This window comes from Acidobacteriota bacterium (genome assembly GCA_030697165.1).
GTDB lineage: Bacteria > Acidobacteriota > Vicinamibacteria > Vicinamibacterales > UBA2999 > 12-FULL-67-14b.
In genome coordinates this window covers 109,289-125,673 of record JAUYQQ010000003.1, presented here as the reverse complement: position 1 = coordinate 125,673, position 16,385 = coordinate 109,289, and the positions used below count along the sequence as shown (strand labels likewise).

The window sequence follows — 16,385 nt, the reverse complement described above, 5'->3', positions numbered from 1 at the left end:
CGGTTCTCGGGGGCATTACGTGGGGACAATCCTGTAGGTTTGTTCGTCGAAATCCTGTAGAATCTTGTACTTAGCATGGCTCAGGTTTACGCTGCCAAGTATCTCGCCAAAGCGGCGATGAGCGCCCCGCGCGATCTCGTCCGCGGCATGGTCGCCAAGTACACCCCGCTCCACCCCACCGTCTTCATCTTCCATTGCACGTTCGTCTGCGACGCCCGTTGTGAAATGTGCAGCAACTGGACGCGTGGCAACCGCAAGGAGGACATGACGCTGGAGCAGATCGAGCAGGCGTTCAGCTCGCCGCTGTGGAAGGACATCGAGAACGCGTCGCTCTCGGGCGGCGAGCCGACCACCCGCAACGACATGGTCGAGATCTGCCGCGTGATGATCGACAAGTTCCCGAAACTGCGCAAGCTCACGCTCAACACCACCGGCATCACGCATCACCGTGCCATCCCGATGCTGACCAAGGTGGTGCAGCTGTGCAACGAGCGCAACATCATCTTCTCGATGCGCGTCTCGATCGATGGCGTGAACGAGATGCATGGCTCCGTCCGCAACGTGCGCAACGCGTTCGAAAAGGCCGGCAAGACGATTGCCGCGATGCAGGAACTGCAGAAGACCCACAAGTTCAACTTCGGCATCTCCTCGACCATCTTCTCCAAGAACCTCGAAGACGCCGACAACATCCTGGCGTGGGCGAAAAAGGAGAAGCTCGACATCGTCTTCAACATGGTGCGCTTCACCGACGCCATGCTGGGTAACAGCGAGCTCGAGGCCGGCCTGAAGCCGATCGGCGTCGAAGAGCAGACCATGCGCAAGTTCTTCCTGGACCGCGTGCGGCAGGATCCGTTGCTCGACGGCCAGAACTACATCTATATGCACTATGCGGACATGATCGCCAACGGCTATCACCGCACCGCGCCCTGCCCGTTCCAGACCCAGGGCGTCATGTTGAACCCGAACGGCGACCTGTTTTTTTGCGAGCTCAGCGAGATCATGGGCAACGTGACGCAAGAAGACGCGGAGGCCATCTACTTCCGCGAGTCCTCGCAGGCACATCGGCGCGAGATTCGCGATCACAAGTGCCCGACCTGCCTGAGCCCGTGCCAGATGAACGTGGCCGCCATCAAGCAGGTCGTGCCCTACGCGCGCTTCCTGGTGCGCGCCTCGATGGAAAAACGCCGCCGCCCCACCCTCGCCGTGCCCGCGCCCGCATAACCTCCTCTGCCTGCGCTGGTCTGGCCTCTGTGCGGTAAGCTGCAAAGCGATGCGACAATCGTTTGCTGTCGGTTCGATTTTCGGAATGGCCGTGGGGGTGGCCTTAGCGCTGCTCGTCACTCAGCAGTGGCGCGACGCCGCACGGGACCTGCCGCCAGGGGCCGCGGTTGTGGGAGAGCCACCCGTGGGGCCAGTGGCAGAAGCCCTCGCGGCGTTCAAGGACCGCAGTCCCGCCGTGATCGACACCTACCTGCGTCAACACCAAGTGAGAAAGCTGCAGATCGGCGCCGGGAGCAGCCGGCCGCCCGGTTGGCTCAACACCGACATCGAGCCGGGAGACGGGCTGGCGTTCCTCGACGCCACCAAGCGCTTCCCATTAGAGGATGAGTCGATCCACTACATCTTCAGCGAACACGTTATTGAGCACCTGACCTACGACGAGGGTAAGGCGGCGATGGCCGAGGCCTACCGCGTCCTGGCCCCAGGCGGACGAATGCGCACCTCCACGCCGAACCTGACGAGGTTCATCGACTTGTTCTCCAAGGATCCAAGCGACGACGCCAAGGCATTCATCGTCGGCAAGCTGCAGTGGCATGAATGGCCGACCGAACCGAACTCCGCGGCGATCATCCTCAACCTGCAAATGTCGTCGTGGGGCCACAAGTTCATGTACGACGTGGCCACGCTCGGGGGCGCGCTGACACGAGCAGGATTCCGCAACGTGCAGGAATTTGAGGCGAACCTCAGCAACGACCCGCACCTGGCCGACCTGGAACAGCGGGATACCGGCGTGAACGCGCGCTGGAGCGCCTACGAAACGATGTCGGTTGAGGTTGAGAAGCCGCGCCGGGCGACGACGCGCTGACCGCGGATGATGAGCGAGGGAAAGATCAGCCAGGTCGTGGTCGCCGTCACGGCCATCGGGTTCCTGGGCCTGCTGGCGGCGGTCGCCGCGCCGGCCGTCCTGCTGTTTGGCGTCAGCCTGCAGATCGCGTTCATCCTGCCAGGCATTGCGATTGCCCGGGCCGTCGCCGGGCCGGCGCTTGGATGGCTGGTGCCGCTCGCCGTCGGACCGCTGCTCGGGCAGGCACTGGCCAGCCTGGCGCTGACGGCCGTCTGGGCGGCGGGCGGGCGCGGAATTTGGGTGGTGCTGGCGGCGTCGCTACTGGCCGCGGGTGCGATCGTGCCCGCCAGGCGACTGCAAGGGCGCTGGCGGCTGCCCGCCACGGCGCCCGGCGATCGCCTGGCGCTGGCGGCCCTGTTGCTGATTGTGCCGGTGGTGGTCGGACTACCGTTTGCGCACGTTGGCGAGATCACCGCTGACGGACAGTTCTATCGCGCGTACTTCACCGCCGATTACGTGTGGCGGCGCGCGGTGGTGGCCGAACTGGCCAAGGGCGCGTTCCTGCCCGTCAACCCCTACCTTTTTTCCGATACGTTGAACTACTACTGGATGCCGCACCTGCTGACCGCAGCACAGTACCGCTTTGCCGGCGCGTGGGCCACGCTCGACGAGTTGCTGCTGATCCGCTCGGTGTGCATCGACGCCTTCCTCGTCACCTTCCTCTATGGGGTGGTGCGGGTGTTCGGCGTGCGGCCCTGGGCCTCCGCGGCCGGCGTCGCCTTCGTCATCCTGTCGTCGAGTTTCGAGGGGCTCTACGCGTGGCTGGATTTCGCAAGTCACGGCGTACCGGCGCACGAGCTCACCAACTTGAATATCGATGCGATCACCCGCTGGTACCTCCGCGGCATCCCGATCGACGGCCTCCAACGCCTCTTGTTCTACCAGCCGCACCACGTGGTCGGCTATGCCGCCGGCCTCATGGGCGTGCTGGCGGTGTCGCAGCGTTCCCGGGCATTCGATCCCGTGGTGATGGCGGTGGCGGGCCTGTTGCTGGGGCTGTCGATCGCGATCAGTTCGTTTGCGGGCGTCATGTTCACAGCCGGCGCCGCGCTCTTCGAGGCCGTCTCGGTCGCGCGGCAGGCAGACTGGCGGCGTGGGCTGGCACACGCGGTGTCGAGCGCAATTCCCCTGGCTCTGGCCAGTGGCATGGTGTTCGCGCTTCGCTACGTGGACGCCGATGCCAGCATCGTGCAGTTCGGCGTGAACCAGCTCGCGACCCAGAGCTTCTGGCTGGTCACGGCGCTTAGCTTCGGTCCAGTCCTGATCGTGTCGGCCGCAGCCATCGCCGTAATTCTGCGCCAGAAGCGCCAGGATATCGGCGGACTCGCCGCCCTGGCGGCTGCCTGCGGCGTGTTCTATTTTTTCATCAACGTCCGCGATCACCAGGACGTCTACGTCGGCTGGCGCGTCGGCCACCTGCTGTTCATGGCGGCGACGGTGCTCGCCGGCATCCTCTTCGACCGGCTGCCGACCATGCCCCACCGGCGGATCGCCGTGGCGGCAATCGTGGCGGTCTTCGTGGCGGGATTGCCCACCACCATCATCGATATCTACAACACGCAGGACATCACCAATAACCGAGAGGCCCCTGGGTTTCGCTGGACACTGCGCCTGACCCCCGATGATCGGCAGGCGTTCCATTGGATTCGACTCAACACCGAACCAGACGCCATCATCCAGGTCGATCCCTTCGCCCGCGATGCCGAGACCTGGGCCTACCTGCCGGCGTTCGCCGAGCGCCGCATGGCGGCCGGCCTGCCCATCTCCATGGTGCCGTTGAAGAAATATCAGGAAGCGTCCGAAGAAGTGCGATCGATTTTCGACGAGCCCCCGCTGTCGGCGTACGAACGAGCGGTCCGTTCCGGCATCAACTACGTGCTGGTCGGTCCTCCCGAGCTCGACACGCACCCGGGCGTGACCGAGCGGCTCGACTCGCTTCCGGAACTGATGCCGCTGCTCTTTCGCAACGGCACCATCTCGATCTACGGGGTGAAGACCTCGCGCTAGGACCAGGCGCTTACCCGAGCATCGGTGTTTAATCGGTGCGAATCTGTGGCCTAGCGGCCCTTGCGACAAAACGCCATCAGGTGCCAGCCGAGCGGCCGGACCCACTCTCGCGGCAGGGCGTTAAAGGTGCCGACGAAGAACGTGTTGAACGCCAGCCCCTTCCAGCCGCCGTGCAGGCGCGACTTGACCGGGAACCGCTCCGGCACGATCCGCACTTCGGCGAACGGCGCCAGCAGGGCCTTGAACTCGCCGATCGAGTATTTCACCAGCACCGGCGCATCCTCGTGCTCGAGCGGCACCTTCATCACCTTCGACAAGGCATTCAGCCACGAGACGCGGTTGTAGACCATGAAAATGCCGGTGCCGCCCGGCTTGAGCACCCGGTGGCACTCGCGAATCAGCTGCGCTGCGTCGGCCGTGTACTGGACCACGCCGTGGCCGTAGGCCACGTCGAATGACTGGTCCGGGTACGGCAGGGCCTCGCCATTGGCGACACGCAGTTCCTCGGCTTCCAGGCCATGCAGCGCGAAGTTATTCCGTGCGAGGTCGATCGCGGTCTGCGCCAGGTCGACGCCCGTGACGCGGGCCCCGCCGACGGCGAAGCGGACCAGGTCGGTGCCAATCCCGCACCCCACTTCGAGCAGACGCTGGCCCTTGTAGGACGGGAAATCCACCAACTGGGGCAGGTAGCGCAGCTTGTCGTAGCGGTAGTCGTCGAGGTCGTCGAAGAAGGCCTTGGTGCCGACCGGCGCGTCGGTCATCTCCAGGTCGTGGATGCGGTGGTTCCAGTAGCGTTGAATCTCGTTGATCACGACCCTGTATCGTACAATGACCGGCTGATGGTGCGCGACCTCAGCCGGCTGGCCGACACGAAATTTGATGTGATCGTGGTCGGCGGCGGCTTTTACGGCGTGACGGTCGCCTGGGATGCCGCCCAACGGGGCCTGGCGGTCGCCATTATCGACAAGGACGACTTTGGCGCGGCGACCTCGTTCAACAACCTGAAGACGCTGCACGGCGGCCTGCGCTCGCTCCAGAGCCTGAACTTCCGGCAGATGCGCCTGTTCATCCGCGAGCGGCGTGCCCTCGCCCGCATCCTGCCCCACCTGGTCCGGCCGCTGCCGTTCGTGGTGCCGACGACGAGGACCCTGAAACGCAACGCGTTGGTCATGCGGGTCGGACTGGCGATTAACGACGCGATCGGCAGCGACCGGAACGAAGGCCTCGCCGACCCCGGCACCCACCTGCCTGACAGCCAGATCCTGTCGAAGGAGGAGACGCTTCGACTCAACCCGATCATTGACCCCAAGGGGGTGACCGGGGGCGCCATGTGGTACGACTACCAGATGGTGAGCACCGACCGCGTGACGCTGTCGTTCCTGCTCTCCGCGGTCGACGCCGGCGCGACCGCCGCCAATTACGTCAAGGCCAACCGCTTCATTCGCGAGGGCGACCGCATCGTCGGCGTGCAGGCCGAAGACGGCTTGACCGGCAACACCTTCGACCTGCGCGCGACGGTGGTCGTCAACTGCGCCGGGCCGTGGGCCGCGTCGATGCTCACCGACCTGCCGCTGGCAGCGCAGGGGACACCGCCACCGCGGTTGTCGCGGGCCATGAACGTCGTGACCCGCAAAGTGGTCGGATCGCACGCCTGCGGCAGCATGGCCGGCGGACGTTACCTGCTGATCGTCCCGTGGCGCGACGTCTCGATGTTGGGTACGAGCCACGATGCCTACGACGGGTCGCCTGACCAGCTGAAAGTGACCCGCTGGGACCTCGAGGCGTTCCTGAAGGACGCGCGCGAGGCCTTTCCCCACGCCGGCCTGACGACCGCCGACGTGCGACTGATTCACCGCGGGCTGCTGCCCATGGTGTCGGGCGACGGCCATCATGTTCGCCTGCTCAAGGACAGCCGGGTCGTCGACCACAGCCGCCACGGCCTGGCGGGGTTGGTCTCGGTGTTCGGCGTCCGCTACACGACGGCGCGGCACACCGCCGAACAGGCGGTCGACGCGGTCTTCCGGTCGATGGGCCATGCCACGCCGCCCCCCTGCCGCACCGCCGAGACGCCGTTGCTTGGCGGCAGCATGAACCACGTCGACAACTTCCTGAAGGCCGTCCTCCTGCGCGACGTCGAGGGCGTCCCCACCGAGACCCTGCGCCGCATCGCCACGACCTATGGCACCGGCTACGACCGGGTGCTGCAGATGGCCCGCGACGTGCCGGCGCTGGCGCGTCCGCTCGGCCGCAACTGCGACGTGCTCGGGGCCGAAATCCTCTATGCGGCGCGCTCTGAAATGGCCCTCAAGCTGGGGGACGCCGTCATCAGGCGAACTGAAGCCGGCGCCGCCGGGCACCCCGGCACCGACGCCCTCGAGCGGGCCGCCGCGATCATGGCCCGGGCGCATGCATGGGACGAGTGGCGCGTGCGCAACGAAGTCGCCGAGGTCGAAGCGTTCTACCGCCTGCCCAGAGACTAGCGCGGGCCCTGGGAGGCTCCCCGGGAGGGTCTCCCAGAGGGGAAAATGTCGTCCGAACACCGTTTTCAGAGGGAGCGGGCGCACTTTTCATAGAGAAAAAGTGCGAACTTATAGTAACCTCCCCACTGCAACGCTGTCGTTGAGCGATTGCCTATAGGAGAACAGATGGCCAAGACTGCGAAGAAGAAAGCCGCGAAGAAGCCGGCGCGTAAAGCGAACGCCGCGTTCATGAAGCCCGTGACGCCGAGCGCCGCCCTGGCGGAAGTTGTCGGCAGCAAGCCGATTCCGCGTACCGAGGTCACCAAGAAGCTCTGGGCCTACATCAAGAAGAACGGCCTGCAGGACGCGAAGAACAAGCGCATGATCAAAGCTGACGCCGCACTGAAGCCCGTCTTCGGTGGCAAGGCCACGGTCAACATGTTCGAGATGACCAAGCTGGTCAGCAAGCACCTGAAGTAGTCATAGCTTCTGAAGATCACGGGCGCACGGGTCAACCGTGCGCCTTTTCTTTTGTACGAAAACGCCGGGTGTAATTTCCGATGTGTTCGAGGAAATTACACCCGGCGTTATCGTAAATGCGCGGTCGCCCAGCGTTCGAACACCATCAGCGGGAACAGCGTGTGCGCGTGGTTCTCGCGGCCGGCGGTGTGGGCGTCCATCAGCGCGGTCACCGCGGCCGGATCGAACAGGCCCCGGCGGGCGACGCGTTCGGGCGACAGCAGGTCGCGCATCAGCGGCTGCAGTTCGCGCCGCAGCCAGTTCTTCATCGGGATGCTGAACCCTTCCTTGCGCCGCGACAGGATGCGGTCCGGCAGGATACCCTGCATCACCTGCTTGAGGATCCACTTGCGCTCGCCGTTGCGGATCTTCAGGTGCCCGGGCATCGAGAACGCCAGTTCCATCAGGTCGCCGTCGAGAAACGGCGCGCGGGTTTCGAGCGACGTCGCCATGCTCATGCGATCGACCTTCACCAGGATGTCGTCGGCGAGGTACAAGCAGAGATCCGCATAGAGCTGCCGGTTGAGCGCATCGTCCTGGCCAAAACGGCCGAGCGCATCGCGCACCGGCGCATACACGTCGGTGGCGCCCAGCGCGTCGCGTAAGCCGCCCCGGTACAGCCGCGTCTTGTCACGCGCGCTCAAGTACACCATCCAGCGGTAGTGCCCGAGATCGGCCGGTGCCGCGGTCGCGCCGGCACTGAAGCGCTTCACCTTGTTGACGAGGCCTTTCTTCTTCCCGGTGGGCGGCAGCGCCGAGGCGACCCCGGCCAGCGCCGGCATGAGGGCGTCGCCCATCCAACCCAGCTTCGTCGACAGCGACTGGGCCTGGTAGGCGTCATAGCCGCCAAACAGTTCGTCGCCGCCATCCCCGGACAACACCACCTTGACGTGCTCGCGCGCCAGTTCCGACACGCTGAAGGTCGGAAACATCGAGACGTCGGCGAACGGCTCGTCCAGGTGCACGACCAGGCGCTCGAACAGATCACCCAGGTCGGGCGAGACGCTGCGCTCCCGATGATTGGTCTTGAACAGCGCCGCCACGTCGCGGGCGTATGGCAGTTCGTTATAGGTGCCGTCGCTGAAGCCGATGCTGAAGCTGTTGACCGGCTGCGACACCGCCTCGCTCATGAACGCGACGAGCGAGCTCGAGTCAATGCCGCCCGACAGAAACGCGCCGAGCGGCACGTCGGCCATCAGCTGGCTCGTGACCGCCTTGCGCAGGGCAACGCGCAGGGCCTCGGCCGCCTCGCGGTCGTCCCACTCGCGCAGCGGCACCTCGGCCGCATCCCAGTAGCGGTGCACGGTGACTTCGCCCGCCCGGTACTTCAGGAAGTGGGCCGGGGGCAGCTTGTGGATGCCCTTGATCATCGTGCGTGGCGCAAGCACGTATTCGTAGGTGAGGAACTGGTCCAACGCGATCGGATCGAGTTCGCGCGTCACCTCGGGCCGCACGAGCAACGCCTTGACCTCGGACGCCAGCAGCAGCCCCTTCGGCGTCAGCGTCCAATAGAGCGGCTTCTCGCCGGCGCGATCGCGCGCGGCGATCAGCGTCTCGGTGCGGCCATCCCAGATCGCGAGCGCGAACATGCCGCGCAGCTTCGGCAGGAACTCCTCGCCCCACTGCTCGTAGGCGTGGACCAACACTTCGATGTCGGATCGGCGCGACCGGAAGGTGTGCCCGAGGCCCTCGAGCTCGTCGCGCAGCGCCTGGAAGTTGTAGATCTCGCCGTTGGCGACGATCTTGATGTCGCCGGCCTCATTCAAGATCGGCTGCTGGCCGGTGGCCAGGTCGACGATCGCCAGCCGCCGCATGGCCAGGCCGACGCCGGGGAGCGTGATGCTGCCCTCTTCATCCGGGCCGCGGTGGTGCAGCATGCGCACCATCTGCTGCAGTTCACCGTCACCGACCGGCCGGCTGAGATCACGGTCGACAATCCCGACGATGCCGCACATGACTACGCCTGCGGTTCCCGGCGATCCCTGACGACTTTCGCGGGAATCCCTGTCGCGATGGCAAACTCCGGAACCGCCCCGACCACGACCGCGCCGGCGCCGATAATGGCGTCGCGACCGATCGTGGAGCCGTCGGTCACGACCACGTGCGTACCGAGCCAGACATTGTCGGCCACGTCGATGCCGCGCGCCGTGCGCCCTTGCGCCAGCACCGGGATATCAGTGCGGTCGTAAAGGTGATCGCCGCCCACCAGGTAGGTATAGGCCGCCATCAGGATGTCCTTGCCGACGTGGACCCGCGAGGCCGAGAAGATCTCGCAGTTGAAGCCGATGTTGGCGCGGTCGTCGATGACGATGTCGCCGTTCTTACAGCTGAGAATGGTGTTGCGGCCGACGAACACGCCGCTGCCGATCCGGATGCCCTGGTTGTCGGTGCCCTTGGCGTCGAGGCAGCACAAGTCGTCGATGACGACGTTGTCGCCGATGTGGATCTTATGAGGATGGCGCAGCGTGACGCCGACGCCGAACACCACGTTGCGGCCGACCGAGCCCAGCACCAGCGGGTACAGCTTCTTGCGCAGCAGCAGCCCGATCGCACCGGGGACCCAGCTCGCCAGCACCATCGCCAGCTCGTACTTGACGAGCGCCCAGGTCCCGGGCCGGCCCACGAACAGCTCGCGGTACTTGTCGGCGTTCGATCGCGTCTCGTTGAACAGCTCCTGCTGGATCACCGTAATCCGCGGGTCGTGCTCGCGCGGGGGACGGGCGGTCATCAGCGGGCGACCAGTGCCAGGTCAGGCGACTCGCGCACCTCGCGAATCACGTAAGTGGGCTTGTCCTGGGATTCGTAATAAGTCCGCGTCATCACCTCGGCGAGCAGGCCAAAGGTGACGAGCTGCACCCCGATGAAGACCAGCATCACACCCAACAACAGCAACGGGCGATCGGCAATCCCCTGATGCAGGACCAAGCGGACATAGGCAAGCCAGCCGGTGATCGCCGTGCCCAGGCCGCCGGCAATCAGGCCGAGCAGCCCGAAGATGTGCAGCGGGCGAGTCGAGTAGCTCAGCAGGAATTTCACGGTCGCCAGGTCGAGCACCACGCGAACGATCCGCGACAGCCCGTACTTGGTGACGCCGGCGCGGCGGGCGCGGTGGTTCACTTCCATCTCGGCGATCTTCACGCCAATCTGGCTGGCAATCGCCGGCAGGAACCGGTGCATCTCGCCGTAGAGGCGCAGCGGCTTGATCACTTCCGACCGGAACACCTTGAGCGAACAGCCGTAGTCGTGCAGCGGCACTCCGGTCGCCCACGAAATCAGCTTGTTGGCCAGGATCGACGGCACCCGCCGCGTGATGAACGTGTCCTTGCGGTCCTTGCGCCAGCCGCACACGATGTCGTGGCCCTGATCGATCAGCGCGACCATCGCGGGAATGTCGCGCGGGTCGTTCTGCAGATCGCCGTCGGAGGTGACGACCAGGCGGCCGCGCGCGTGGGCAATCCCGGCCGCGAAAGCGGCCGTCTGCCCGAAATTGCGGCGGAAGCGGATGACCCGCAGCCGCGGATCGCTTGCCTGCAACGCGGCCAACCGCTCGAACGAATCGTCCGTGCTCCCATCGTCCACGATGATGAGTTCGTAGGCGCGGCCGTACTGGCTCAACGTCTCGGTCAGCTCCTCATACAGGGGCTTGATGTTGGGCGACTCGTTGTGGACGGGAATGACGATCGAAAGCTCAGGTTTCATTGAGCGGGACAGGGCATTATATAGCGAGACCGTGCCCCGTTTCGATCCCCTTTCGCGTGCGCTGGGCGCCGTGGCCGCCCTGCTGGGCACGGTCGCAGCGGCCTGGTATTGGTCCGCGGGCCTCACCCTGAGCCACTACGACGCCAAGGCGCACCTGGTCGTGGCCAGGCGCATCCTCGACAGCCTGACGCCAAGCTGGGAGCAGATTGGCGCCGTCTGGCTCCCCTTGCCTCACCTACTGAACGCCCTGCCAGTGCAGATCGACTGGATGTACCAGACGGGTGCCTCGGCCATCTTCATTTCGATTGTCTCGTTTGCGGTGACCGTTGCCTGCCTTTCGGCCCTGGTGCTGCGGGTGACCGGGTCGCCCTGGGGCGCGGCCCTGGCGGCCGCCTTATTCGCCGCCAACCCGAACGTGCTCTACCTGCAGAGCACGCCGATGACGGAGCCCTTGCTGTTCGCGCTCTCGAGCCTGGTCGTGTTGCACCTGGCGCAGTGGGCGCTGTCGGACGCCGTGGCGGTCCCGCGCGCGGCGGGCTGGACCATCGTCGCCGCATGCCTGACCCGTTACGAAGCCTGGCCCATCGTCGGTGCGGCCATGGTGCTGGCCGCTTGGGTGAAGTGGCGCCTGGGCACGCCGCTGGCGCGCGTCGTGGAAAGCACCGCGTGGTTGCTGCGCTACCCCGCCGGCGCCGTGCTGTTCTTCATGGGCATGAGCTTCGCGAGCATCGGCGAGTGGTTCGTGACGGGCGGCTTCTACGTTCCCGATCCCAAGCTTCAGGGACAACCCCTCGTGGTCATTGAAGCGATTCTCGAAGGCGTGGCCGACCTCGGCGGGCCACGCCTGGTCCTTGCGGCAGGCGTCTCGGCCGCCGCATTGCTCGTGGCGGGGGTGATTTTCAAACAGGAGATCAAGAGATCAGGAGTGCCTTCTTCTCTTCAAGGCCTGACTCCTGATCTCTTGACCTCCTGTCAGACTCACCCAGCGGCCCTGCTGATGCCGCTCGCTCTTCTCGCTTCGGTGGCCCTGCCGTTCTACGCGTTCGTCTCGGGCCATCCCTTCCGGATTCGCTACGAGGTGCCGCTGATCCTGGGCTCCGCTGCCTGCATCGGTGCGGCCGTGGGCATGGCGCGTCGCGCGGCAGCGCCCATCGCGCTGCTGCTGTTTGTGGCCATCGTTTGGCAGGCGCGGCCGTTCGATCGCCAGGCGCCGATGATCGTTGAGGCCCAGCTCGATCGTCAAAACGGCATTGGCCGGCAGGCGGTGACGGCCTGCCTGCGCGAGGCGTACGACGATACGACCATCATGGCGAGCATGGGCGCGCTCGCGCACTACATGCAGGAGCTCTCGCTCGCGGGCTTTCACATCGCTGACTTCCTTCATGAAGGCAGCGGTCCGACCTGGCAGGCCGCCTACGCGTCGGGCCCCGCCGCATTCACCGGCTGGGTGTTAATCGAGGAAGCCGCCGAGGGCGGCGACATGCTGCATCAAAAGGTCACGACCTGGCCAGGGTTCTTAGCGGGCTTCGAGCGGGTGTGCGAGGGCGGGAATGTGGCTCTCTACCGACGAAGGTCCGGCTAAAGCCGGACGCCACATCGATGAAGTGTCCGCCTTTAGGCGGACCCGAGAATCTCGAGAACTTCGTCGTGAATGTGGCCGTTGGTGCCAAGGATGTCGCCGGCATAGGGATCCCACGGGCCGCCGTCCGTGGCGGTGACCCGGCCGCCGGCCTCCTCGAGGATCAGGGCCGCGGCGCGCGTGTCCCACGGCTTCAGGCTCGCTTCCCAGAAGCCTTCCATGCGCCCGGCCGCGACCCAGCACAGATCGATCGCGGCCGACCCCAGGCGCCGGACCGCGCGCGCGCGCCGCAGCACCTGGCCGAACACGCGGACCAGCTCGTCGGGATCCTGCTGCACGTGGTACGGAAACCCCGTCACGAGCATCGAGTCGAGCACGATCGCATTGGTGGACACCTGCAGGCGGCGCCCGTTCATCCGCGCGCCCTCGCCGGCCTCGGCCGTAAACAACTCCTCGCGATTGGGATCGTAGACCGCGCCAATCACGGCCTGCCCGTCGATCTCGAGCGCCAGCGACGCGCAGAAGATCGGCACGCCGTGCGCGAAATTGGTGGTGCCGTCGAGCGGATCGAACACCCAGCGGTGACTGGCGCCGGTCGGCGGCGTGTCGAATTCCTCGGCGAGCACGTCGTGATTGGGGAATCGCTCGGCGACCATCGCGCGGAACATGCGTTCCACCTCGACGTCCACTTCGGTCACCAGGTCGATGGCGCCCTTCTTATCGACGCGCACACCCGTGCCAAACTTGGCCATCTGCAGTTCGCCGGCACGAATCACGGCTTCGACGGCCGTCGCAAGAAATGCTGGTGGGAGGCTCAACTGGAATCGATGGCTACGCGGTGGCCTTGGCGATTTTCTTGACCATCCGGATCTCCATGCCGCCCGGCACCTTCTTCAGCACCGTTTCGTCCATGAAGTTGCGGATCAGGAAGATGCCGCGGCCGCTCGACTTGAGGATGTTCTCGGGCGCCAGCGGGTCGGCGACTTCTTCGGGCACGAAGCCCTCACCCTGGTCTTCGATGCGAATGACCAATTCGCCGGCATCGGTCGGCGGCACCGGGCTGAACTCAACCAGCACGCGCTTGCTGCGGTCGTTCTTGTTCCCGTGCTTGATGGCATTGACCACCGATTCACGGACCGCGACGCTGACCCAGTGGAGTTGGTCCTCATCGAGCCCCGCCATCTTGCCGACGTGGTCACTCACGACCTGTACGAAGTCGAGCATGTCGAACGCGCTGTTGAACTCAAGACGGACCGTGTGCGGTGGGATCATCGGGGGAACAATCCACAGGAGGTAAGAAGATCAAGAGAAATAAATTTTCCTCCTGAACTCTTGGTCTCCTGTTGGTTTCGCGCAAAACAGCATCTCATGCCCGGCCTCTAAGTACCATAGCGCTTCAAAGCCGGTCAAGTTGCTATAGTTGAACATGATGCGAGTGGCCGACCGAATTGCCGTATCCCCCGCGCGCGCCGTCACCGGCGTGCTGCGAATGCCGGGGGACAAATCCATCTCGCACCGTTACGCCTTGCTTGCGGCCATTGCCGATGGCCCTTCCACGATTGCCAACTATGCACCCGGCGCCGACTGCGCATCGACGCTCACCTGCCTGGCGTCCCTGGGCGCTATCGTCTCACGAACCCCGGCCCCAGACGATGGAGATCCGCCAATCGTCACCATCGAGGGCCGCGGCCGGCGCGGGCTGGCCGTGCCGGCCGCCCCCCTCGACTGCGGCAATTCGGGGAGCACCATGCGGATGCTGGGCGGGGTCGTCGCCGCTCATCCCTTCATATCGACCCTTGTCGGCGATGCATCACTCTCGCGGCGGCCCATGCGCCGAATCATCGGCCCCCTGACGCAAATGGGTGCCACGGTCACCGCCGGCCCCGGCGACCGCCCGCCCGTGGTCATTCACGGCGCCGACCTGGCCGGCATCCAGTTCTCGCCCGACACCCCCAGCGCCCAGGTCAAGTCGGCGGTGCTGCTGGCCGGCCTCCAGGCCGCGGGCGAGACCCGCGTCATCGAGCCGGCATCGACCCGTGATCATACGGAACGGGCGCTGGCCGCGTTTGGCGCGACGGTCACCATCGAAGGCCGGACGATCACCCTGCGCGGCGGCCAGCGCCTGGCCGGCCGCCATCTGCGCGTGCCGGGCGACCTTTCGTCGGCTGCGTTCATGGCCGTGGCGGCCGCAGCCCTCGCCGGCTCGGACGTCACCATCACCGAAGTCGGCTTGAATCCAAGCCGCGCCGGGCTGCTCGACGTGCTGCGCCGCTTCGGCGCGGTGGTCGACACCACGATCGAGGACGAGTGGCAGGGCGAGCCGGTCGGGCGCCTGCGTGTGCGGCACGGCGCCATGCGCGACCTCGTCATCACCCCGGCCGAAGTGCCCGAGGTGATCGATGAACTCCCCGTGCTCGCCACGCTCGGCACCTTCGGCGGCAGCGTCACCGTCTCCGGCGCCGGCGAACTGCGCGTGAAAGAGAGCGACCGCATTGCCGAACTCGTCGCCGGGCTGCGGGCGATGGGCGCGGATGCCGAGGAGCGGTCCGACGGCTTCCAGGTCCGTTCGGGGGGCCGCTTGACCGGCGGCACCGTCCACGCCCACCACGACCACCGGCTGGCCATGGCCTTTGCCATCGCCGCGCTCGGCGCCAGCGGCCCGACGATGATTGACGGCGCCGACGCGGTCGCGGTGTCCTATCCGGCCTTCTTCGACGACCTCGAGAGGCTGACGCGTGAGGGCTGACAAGGTTTACCTGGTTGGCTTCATGGGCGCCGGCAAGACCACGGCGGCGCGCGCCCTCGGCAAGCGGCTCGACTGGAAGGTGGAAGACATCGACGCGTGCATCGAGCGCGCCGAACGGCGTGACATCCCGACCATCTTCCGGCAGGACGGCGAACCCTACTTCCGCAGCCGCGAACGCGAGGTGCTGATCGGCCTGCTCCCCGAGCGCGGCGTGGTCGTGGCGTCGGGCGGCGGCACCTTCGTGGACCCGGCCAATCGCGAGTTGATGCTCAAGGACGGCGCGGTGGTGTGGCTCGACGCCCCGCTCGCCACCATTCTGACGCGAATACCCCTGGACGGCCGCCGGCCGCTCGCGGCCGACCGCCTGGAGATGGAACAGCTTTATAATCAGCGCCTCGCGGCTTACCGCCAGGCGCACTTCAGGGTGGACGCAGGACGCGGCTCCGTTGAGGGGCTCGTTGACGCGATCGTGGAATGGTTGGACACCTAAATGCGCTATTTGGTCATCAGCGACATACACGCGAATCTCGAGGCCTATGAGACGGTCATGGCCGCCGCGGGCCCCCTCAAGTACGAGCGGGTCCTGGTGCTCGGCGACCTCGTCGGCTACGGCGCCGACCCCAATGCGATTTGCGACCGCGTGCGCGCGCTGGCGCCCGAGGCATTGATTCGCGGCAACCACGACAAGGTCGGCTCCGGGGTCGAGAGCCCGGAAGGGTTCAACGCCGTGGCCCGCAGCGCCATTCGCTGGACCTACGACCAGCTGACGCCGGAGAACCGCGAGTGGCTGGCCGGCCTGCCGGCCGGTCCCCTGGTCGTCGATGACTTCATCGAGATTTGCCACGGCACGCCGTTCGACGAAGACGCGTACGTCTTCGACGACCTTGACGCGCTGCGCGCCATGCACGCGGCGCGGCGGCCGCTCTGCATGTTCGGCCACACCCACGTGCAGGTCGGCCATTTCCTGTCGCGCGATCAGTTCGGGCTGTCGACCGCCGACGACCGCCGGCCGTTGACGATCAGCCTGGACGAGACGAATCGGTACCTGGTCAATCCTGGTTCAGTGGGCCAGCCGCGCGATGGCGATCCGCGAGCCGGGTTCGCGATCGCCGACACGGCGGCGCGCGAAGTGACGATCTACCGGGTGGAATACCCGATCGCGAAGGCGCAGGCGAGAATTCTCGAGGAGGGCCTGCCCGACGTGCTGGCCCAGCGCCTCGCGCTCGGCCGGTAACTTTCAACTGAAACTGC

15 protein-coding genes are annotated in these 16,385 nt (G+C 66.0%); 9 read left to right on the top strand and 6 right to left on the bottom strand.

The genetic code is table 11. The annotated features are described in order from the left end of the window. Positions 1–75: 75 nt before the first annotated feature. The 3 genes from Q8T13_03380 to Q8T13_03370 all read left to right on the top strand — a co-directional run bounded on the left by Q8T13_03380 (position 76) and on the right by Q8T13_03370 (position 4,132). Positions 76–1,221, top strand: coding sequence for a radical SAM protein (locus Q8T13_03380; GenBank protein MDP3716789.1), 1,146 nt, complete (start codon positions 76–78; stop codon positions 1,219–1,221). Between the two features lie 184 nt (positions 1,222–1,405). After that, positions 1,406–2,086: a methyltransferase domain-containing protein gene (locus Q8T13_03375; GenBank protein ID MDP3716788.1), complete on the top strand. Its 681-nt coding sequence runs from the start codon at positions 1,406–1,408 to the stop codon at positions 2,084–2,086. A gap of 6 nt (positions 2,087–2,092) precedes the next feature. After that, positions 2,093–4,132 (top strand): hypothetical protein, encoded by a 2,040-nt coding sequence (locus Q8T13_03370; GenBank protein MDP3716787.1) that lies wholly within the window; start codon positions 2,093–2,095, stop codon positions 4,130–4,132. 50 nt (positions 4,133–4,182) lie between these two features. Here Q8T13_03370 and Q8T13_03365 read toward each other — a convergent pair whose 3' ends face one another. After that, the gene (locus tag Q8T13_03365) at positions 4,183–4,944 is read right to left on the bottom strand and encodes a class I SAM-dependent methyltransferase (GenBank protein MDP3716786.1); all 762 of its coding nucleotides are present in this window, start codon (positions 4,942–4,944) and stop codon (positions 4,183–4,185) included. 27 nt (positions 4,945–4,971) lie between these two features. On the opposite strand from Q8T13_03365, the gene Q8T13_03360 reads away from it, so the two are divergent. Both Q8T13_03360 and Q8T13_03355 read left to right on the top strand, forming a co-directional pair. Beyond that, the gene (locus Q8T13_03360) at positions 4,972–6,612 is read left to right on the top strand and encodes a glycerol-3-phosphate dehydrogenase/oxidase (GenBank protein MDP3716785.1); all 1,641 of its coding nucleotides are present in this window, start codon (positions 4,972–4,974) and stop codon (positions 6,610–6,612) included. Positions 6,613–6,777: 165 nt separating this feature from the next. Next, the gene (locus Q8T13_03355) at positions 6,778–7,071 is read left to right on the top strand and encodes an SWIB/MDM2 domain-containing protein (GenBank protein MDP3716784.1); all 294 of its coding nucleotides are present in this window, start codon (positions 6,778–6,780) and stop codon (positions 7,069–7,071) included. 107 nt (positions 7,072–7,178) lie between these two features. Here Q8T13_03355 and asnB read toward each other — a convergent pair whose 3' ends face one another. Genes asnB through Q8T13_03340 form a run of 3 tightly spaced genes read right to left on the bottom strand, consistent with a single transcriptional unit; the run spans position 7,179 to position 10,809 of the window. Next, positions 7,179–9,065, bottom strand: a complete 1,887-nt coding sequence (gene asnB / locus Q8T13_03350) for an asparagine synthase (glutamine-hydrolyzing) (GenBank protein ID MDP3716783.1) — start codon at positions 9,063–9,065, stop codon at positions 7,179–7,181. Positions 9,066–9,067: 2 nt separating this feature from the next. Beyond that, a complete protein-coding gene (locus tag Q8T13_03345) occupies positions 9,068–9,838 on the bottom strand; it encodes a hypothetical protein (GenBank protein ID MDP3716782.1) in 771 nt (256 codons plus the stop codon). Beyond that, positions 9,838–10,809 (bottom strand): glycosyltransferase family 2 protein, encoded by a 972-nt coding sequence (locus Q8T13_03340; protein MDP3716781.1) that lies wholly within the window; start codon positions 10,807–10,809, stop codon positions 9,838–9,840. The genes Q8T13_03345 and Q8T13_03340 overlap by 1 nt, the downstream gene beginning before the upstream one ends. A gap of 31 nt (positions 10,810–10,840) precedes the next feature. Between Q8T13_03340 and Q8T13_03335 the strand changes: the two genes are divergently transcribed. Continuing rightward, a complete protein-coding gene (locus Q8T13_03335) occupies positions 10,841–12,391 on the top strand; it encodes a hypothetical protein (protein MDP3716780.1) in 1,551 nt (516 codons plus the stop codon). 32 nt (positions 12,392–12,423) lie between these two features. Here Q8T13_03335 and Q8T13_03330 read toward each other — a convergent pair whose 3' ends face one another. Then, positions 12,424–13,206 (bottom strand): inositol monophosphatase family protein, encoded by a 783-nt coding sequence (locus Q8T13_03330; GenBank protein ID MDP3716779.1) that lies wholly within the window; start codon positions 13,204–13,206, stop codon positions 12,424–12,426. 13 nt (positions 13,207–13,219) lie between these two features. After that, positions 13,220–13,660: an ATP-binding protein gene (locus Q8T13_03325; GenBank protein MDP3716778.1), complete on the bottom strand. Its 441-nt coding sequence runs from the start codon at positions 13,658–13,660 to the stop codon at positions 13,220–13,222. A gap of 154 nt (positions 13,661–13,814) precedes the next feature. On the opposite strand from Q8T13_03325, the gene aroA reads away from it, so the two are divergent. The 3 genes from aroA to Q8T13_03310 are packed head-to-tail and all read left to right on the top strand — an operon-like array spanning position 13,815 to position 16,368. After that, positions 13,815–15,134 carry a 3-phosphoshikimate 1-carboxyvinyltransferase gene (gene aroA, locus Q8T13_03320; protein ID MDP3716777.1) on the top strand — a complete coding sequence of 440 codons (1,320 nt, stop codon included), beginning with the start codon at positions 13,815–13,817 and terminating at the stop codon, positions 15,132–15,134. Continuing rightward, positions 15,124–15,624 carry a shikimate kinase gene (locus tag Q8T13_03315; protein ID MDP3716776.1) on the top strand — a complete coding sequence of 167 codons (501 nt, stop codon included), beginning with the start codon at positions 15,124–15,126 and terminating at the stop codon, positions 15,622–15,624. Before aroA ends, Q8T13_03315 begins: the two co-directional genes overlap by 11 nt. After that, the gene (locus tag Q8T13_03310) at positions 15,625–16,368 is read left to right on the top strand and encodes a metallophosphoesterase family protein (GenBank protein ID MDP3716775.1); all 744 of its coding nucleotides are present in this window, start codon (positions 15,625–15,627) and stop codon (positions 16,366–16,368) included. The last annotated feature ends 17 nt before the right edge of the window (positions 16,369–16,385 follow it).

What these genes read in the sequence shown, in the direction of transcription:
- Q8T13_03355 (MDP3716784.1), top strand. Translation starts at nt 6,778, where the DNA reads ATGGCCAAGACTGCGAAGAAGAAAGCCGCGAAGAAGCCGGCGCGTAAA.
- Q8T13_03380 (MDP3716789.1), top strand. Translation starts at nt 76, where the DNA reads ATGGCTCAGGTTTACGCTGCCAAGTATCTCGCCAAAGCGGCGATGAGC.
- Q8T13_03310 (MDP3716775.1), top strand. Translation starts at nt 15,625, where the DNA reads ATGCGCTATTTGGTCATCAGCGACATACACGCGAATCTCGAGGCCTAT.
- Q8T13_03345 (MDP3716782.1), bottom strand. Translation starts at nt 9,838, where the DNA reads ATGACCGCCCGTCCCCCGCGCGAGCACGACCCGCGGATTACGGTGATC.
- Q8T13_03340 (MDP3716781.1), bottom strand. Translation starts at nt 10,809, where the DNA reads ATGAAACCTGAGCTTTCGATCGTCATTCCCGTCCACAACGAGTCGCCC.
- Q8T13_03360 (MDP3716785.1), top strand. Translation starts at nt 4,972, where the DNA reads ATGGTGCGCGACCTCAGCCGGCTGGCCGACACGAAATTTGATGTGATC.
- aroA (MDP3716777.1), top strand. Translation starts at nt 13,815, where the DNA reads ATGATGCGAGTGGCCGACCGAATTGCCGTATCCCCCGCGCGCGCCGTC.
- asnB (MDP3716783.1), bottom strand. Translation starts at nt 9,065, where the DNA reads ATGTGCGGCATCGTCGGGATTGTCGACCGTGATCTCAGCCGGCCGGTC.
- Q8T13_03325 (MDP3716778.1), bottom strand. Translation starts at nt 13,660, where the DNA reads ATGATCCCACCGCACACGGTCCGTCTTGAGTTCAACAGCGCGTTCGAC.
- Q8T13_03370 (MDP3716787.1), top strand. Translation starts at nt 2,093, where the DNA reads ATGATGAGCGAGGGAAAGATCAGCCAGGTCGTGGTCGCCGTCACGGCC.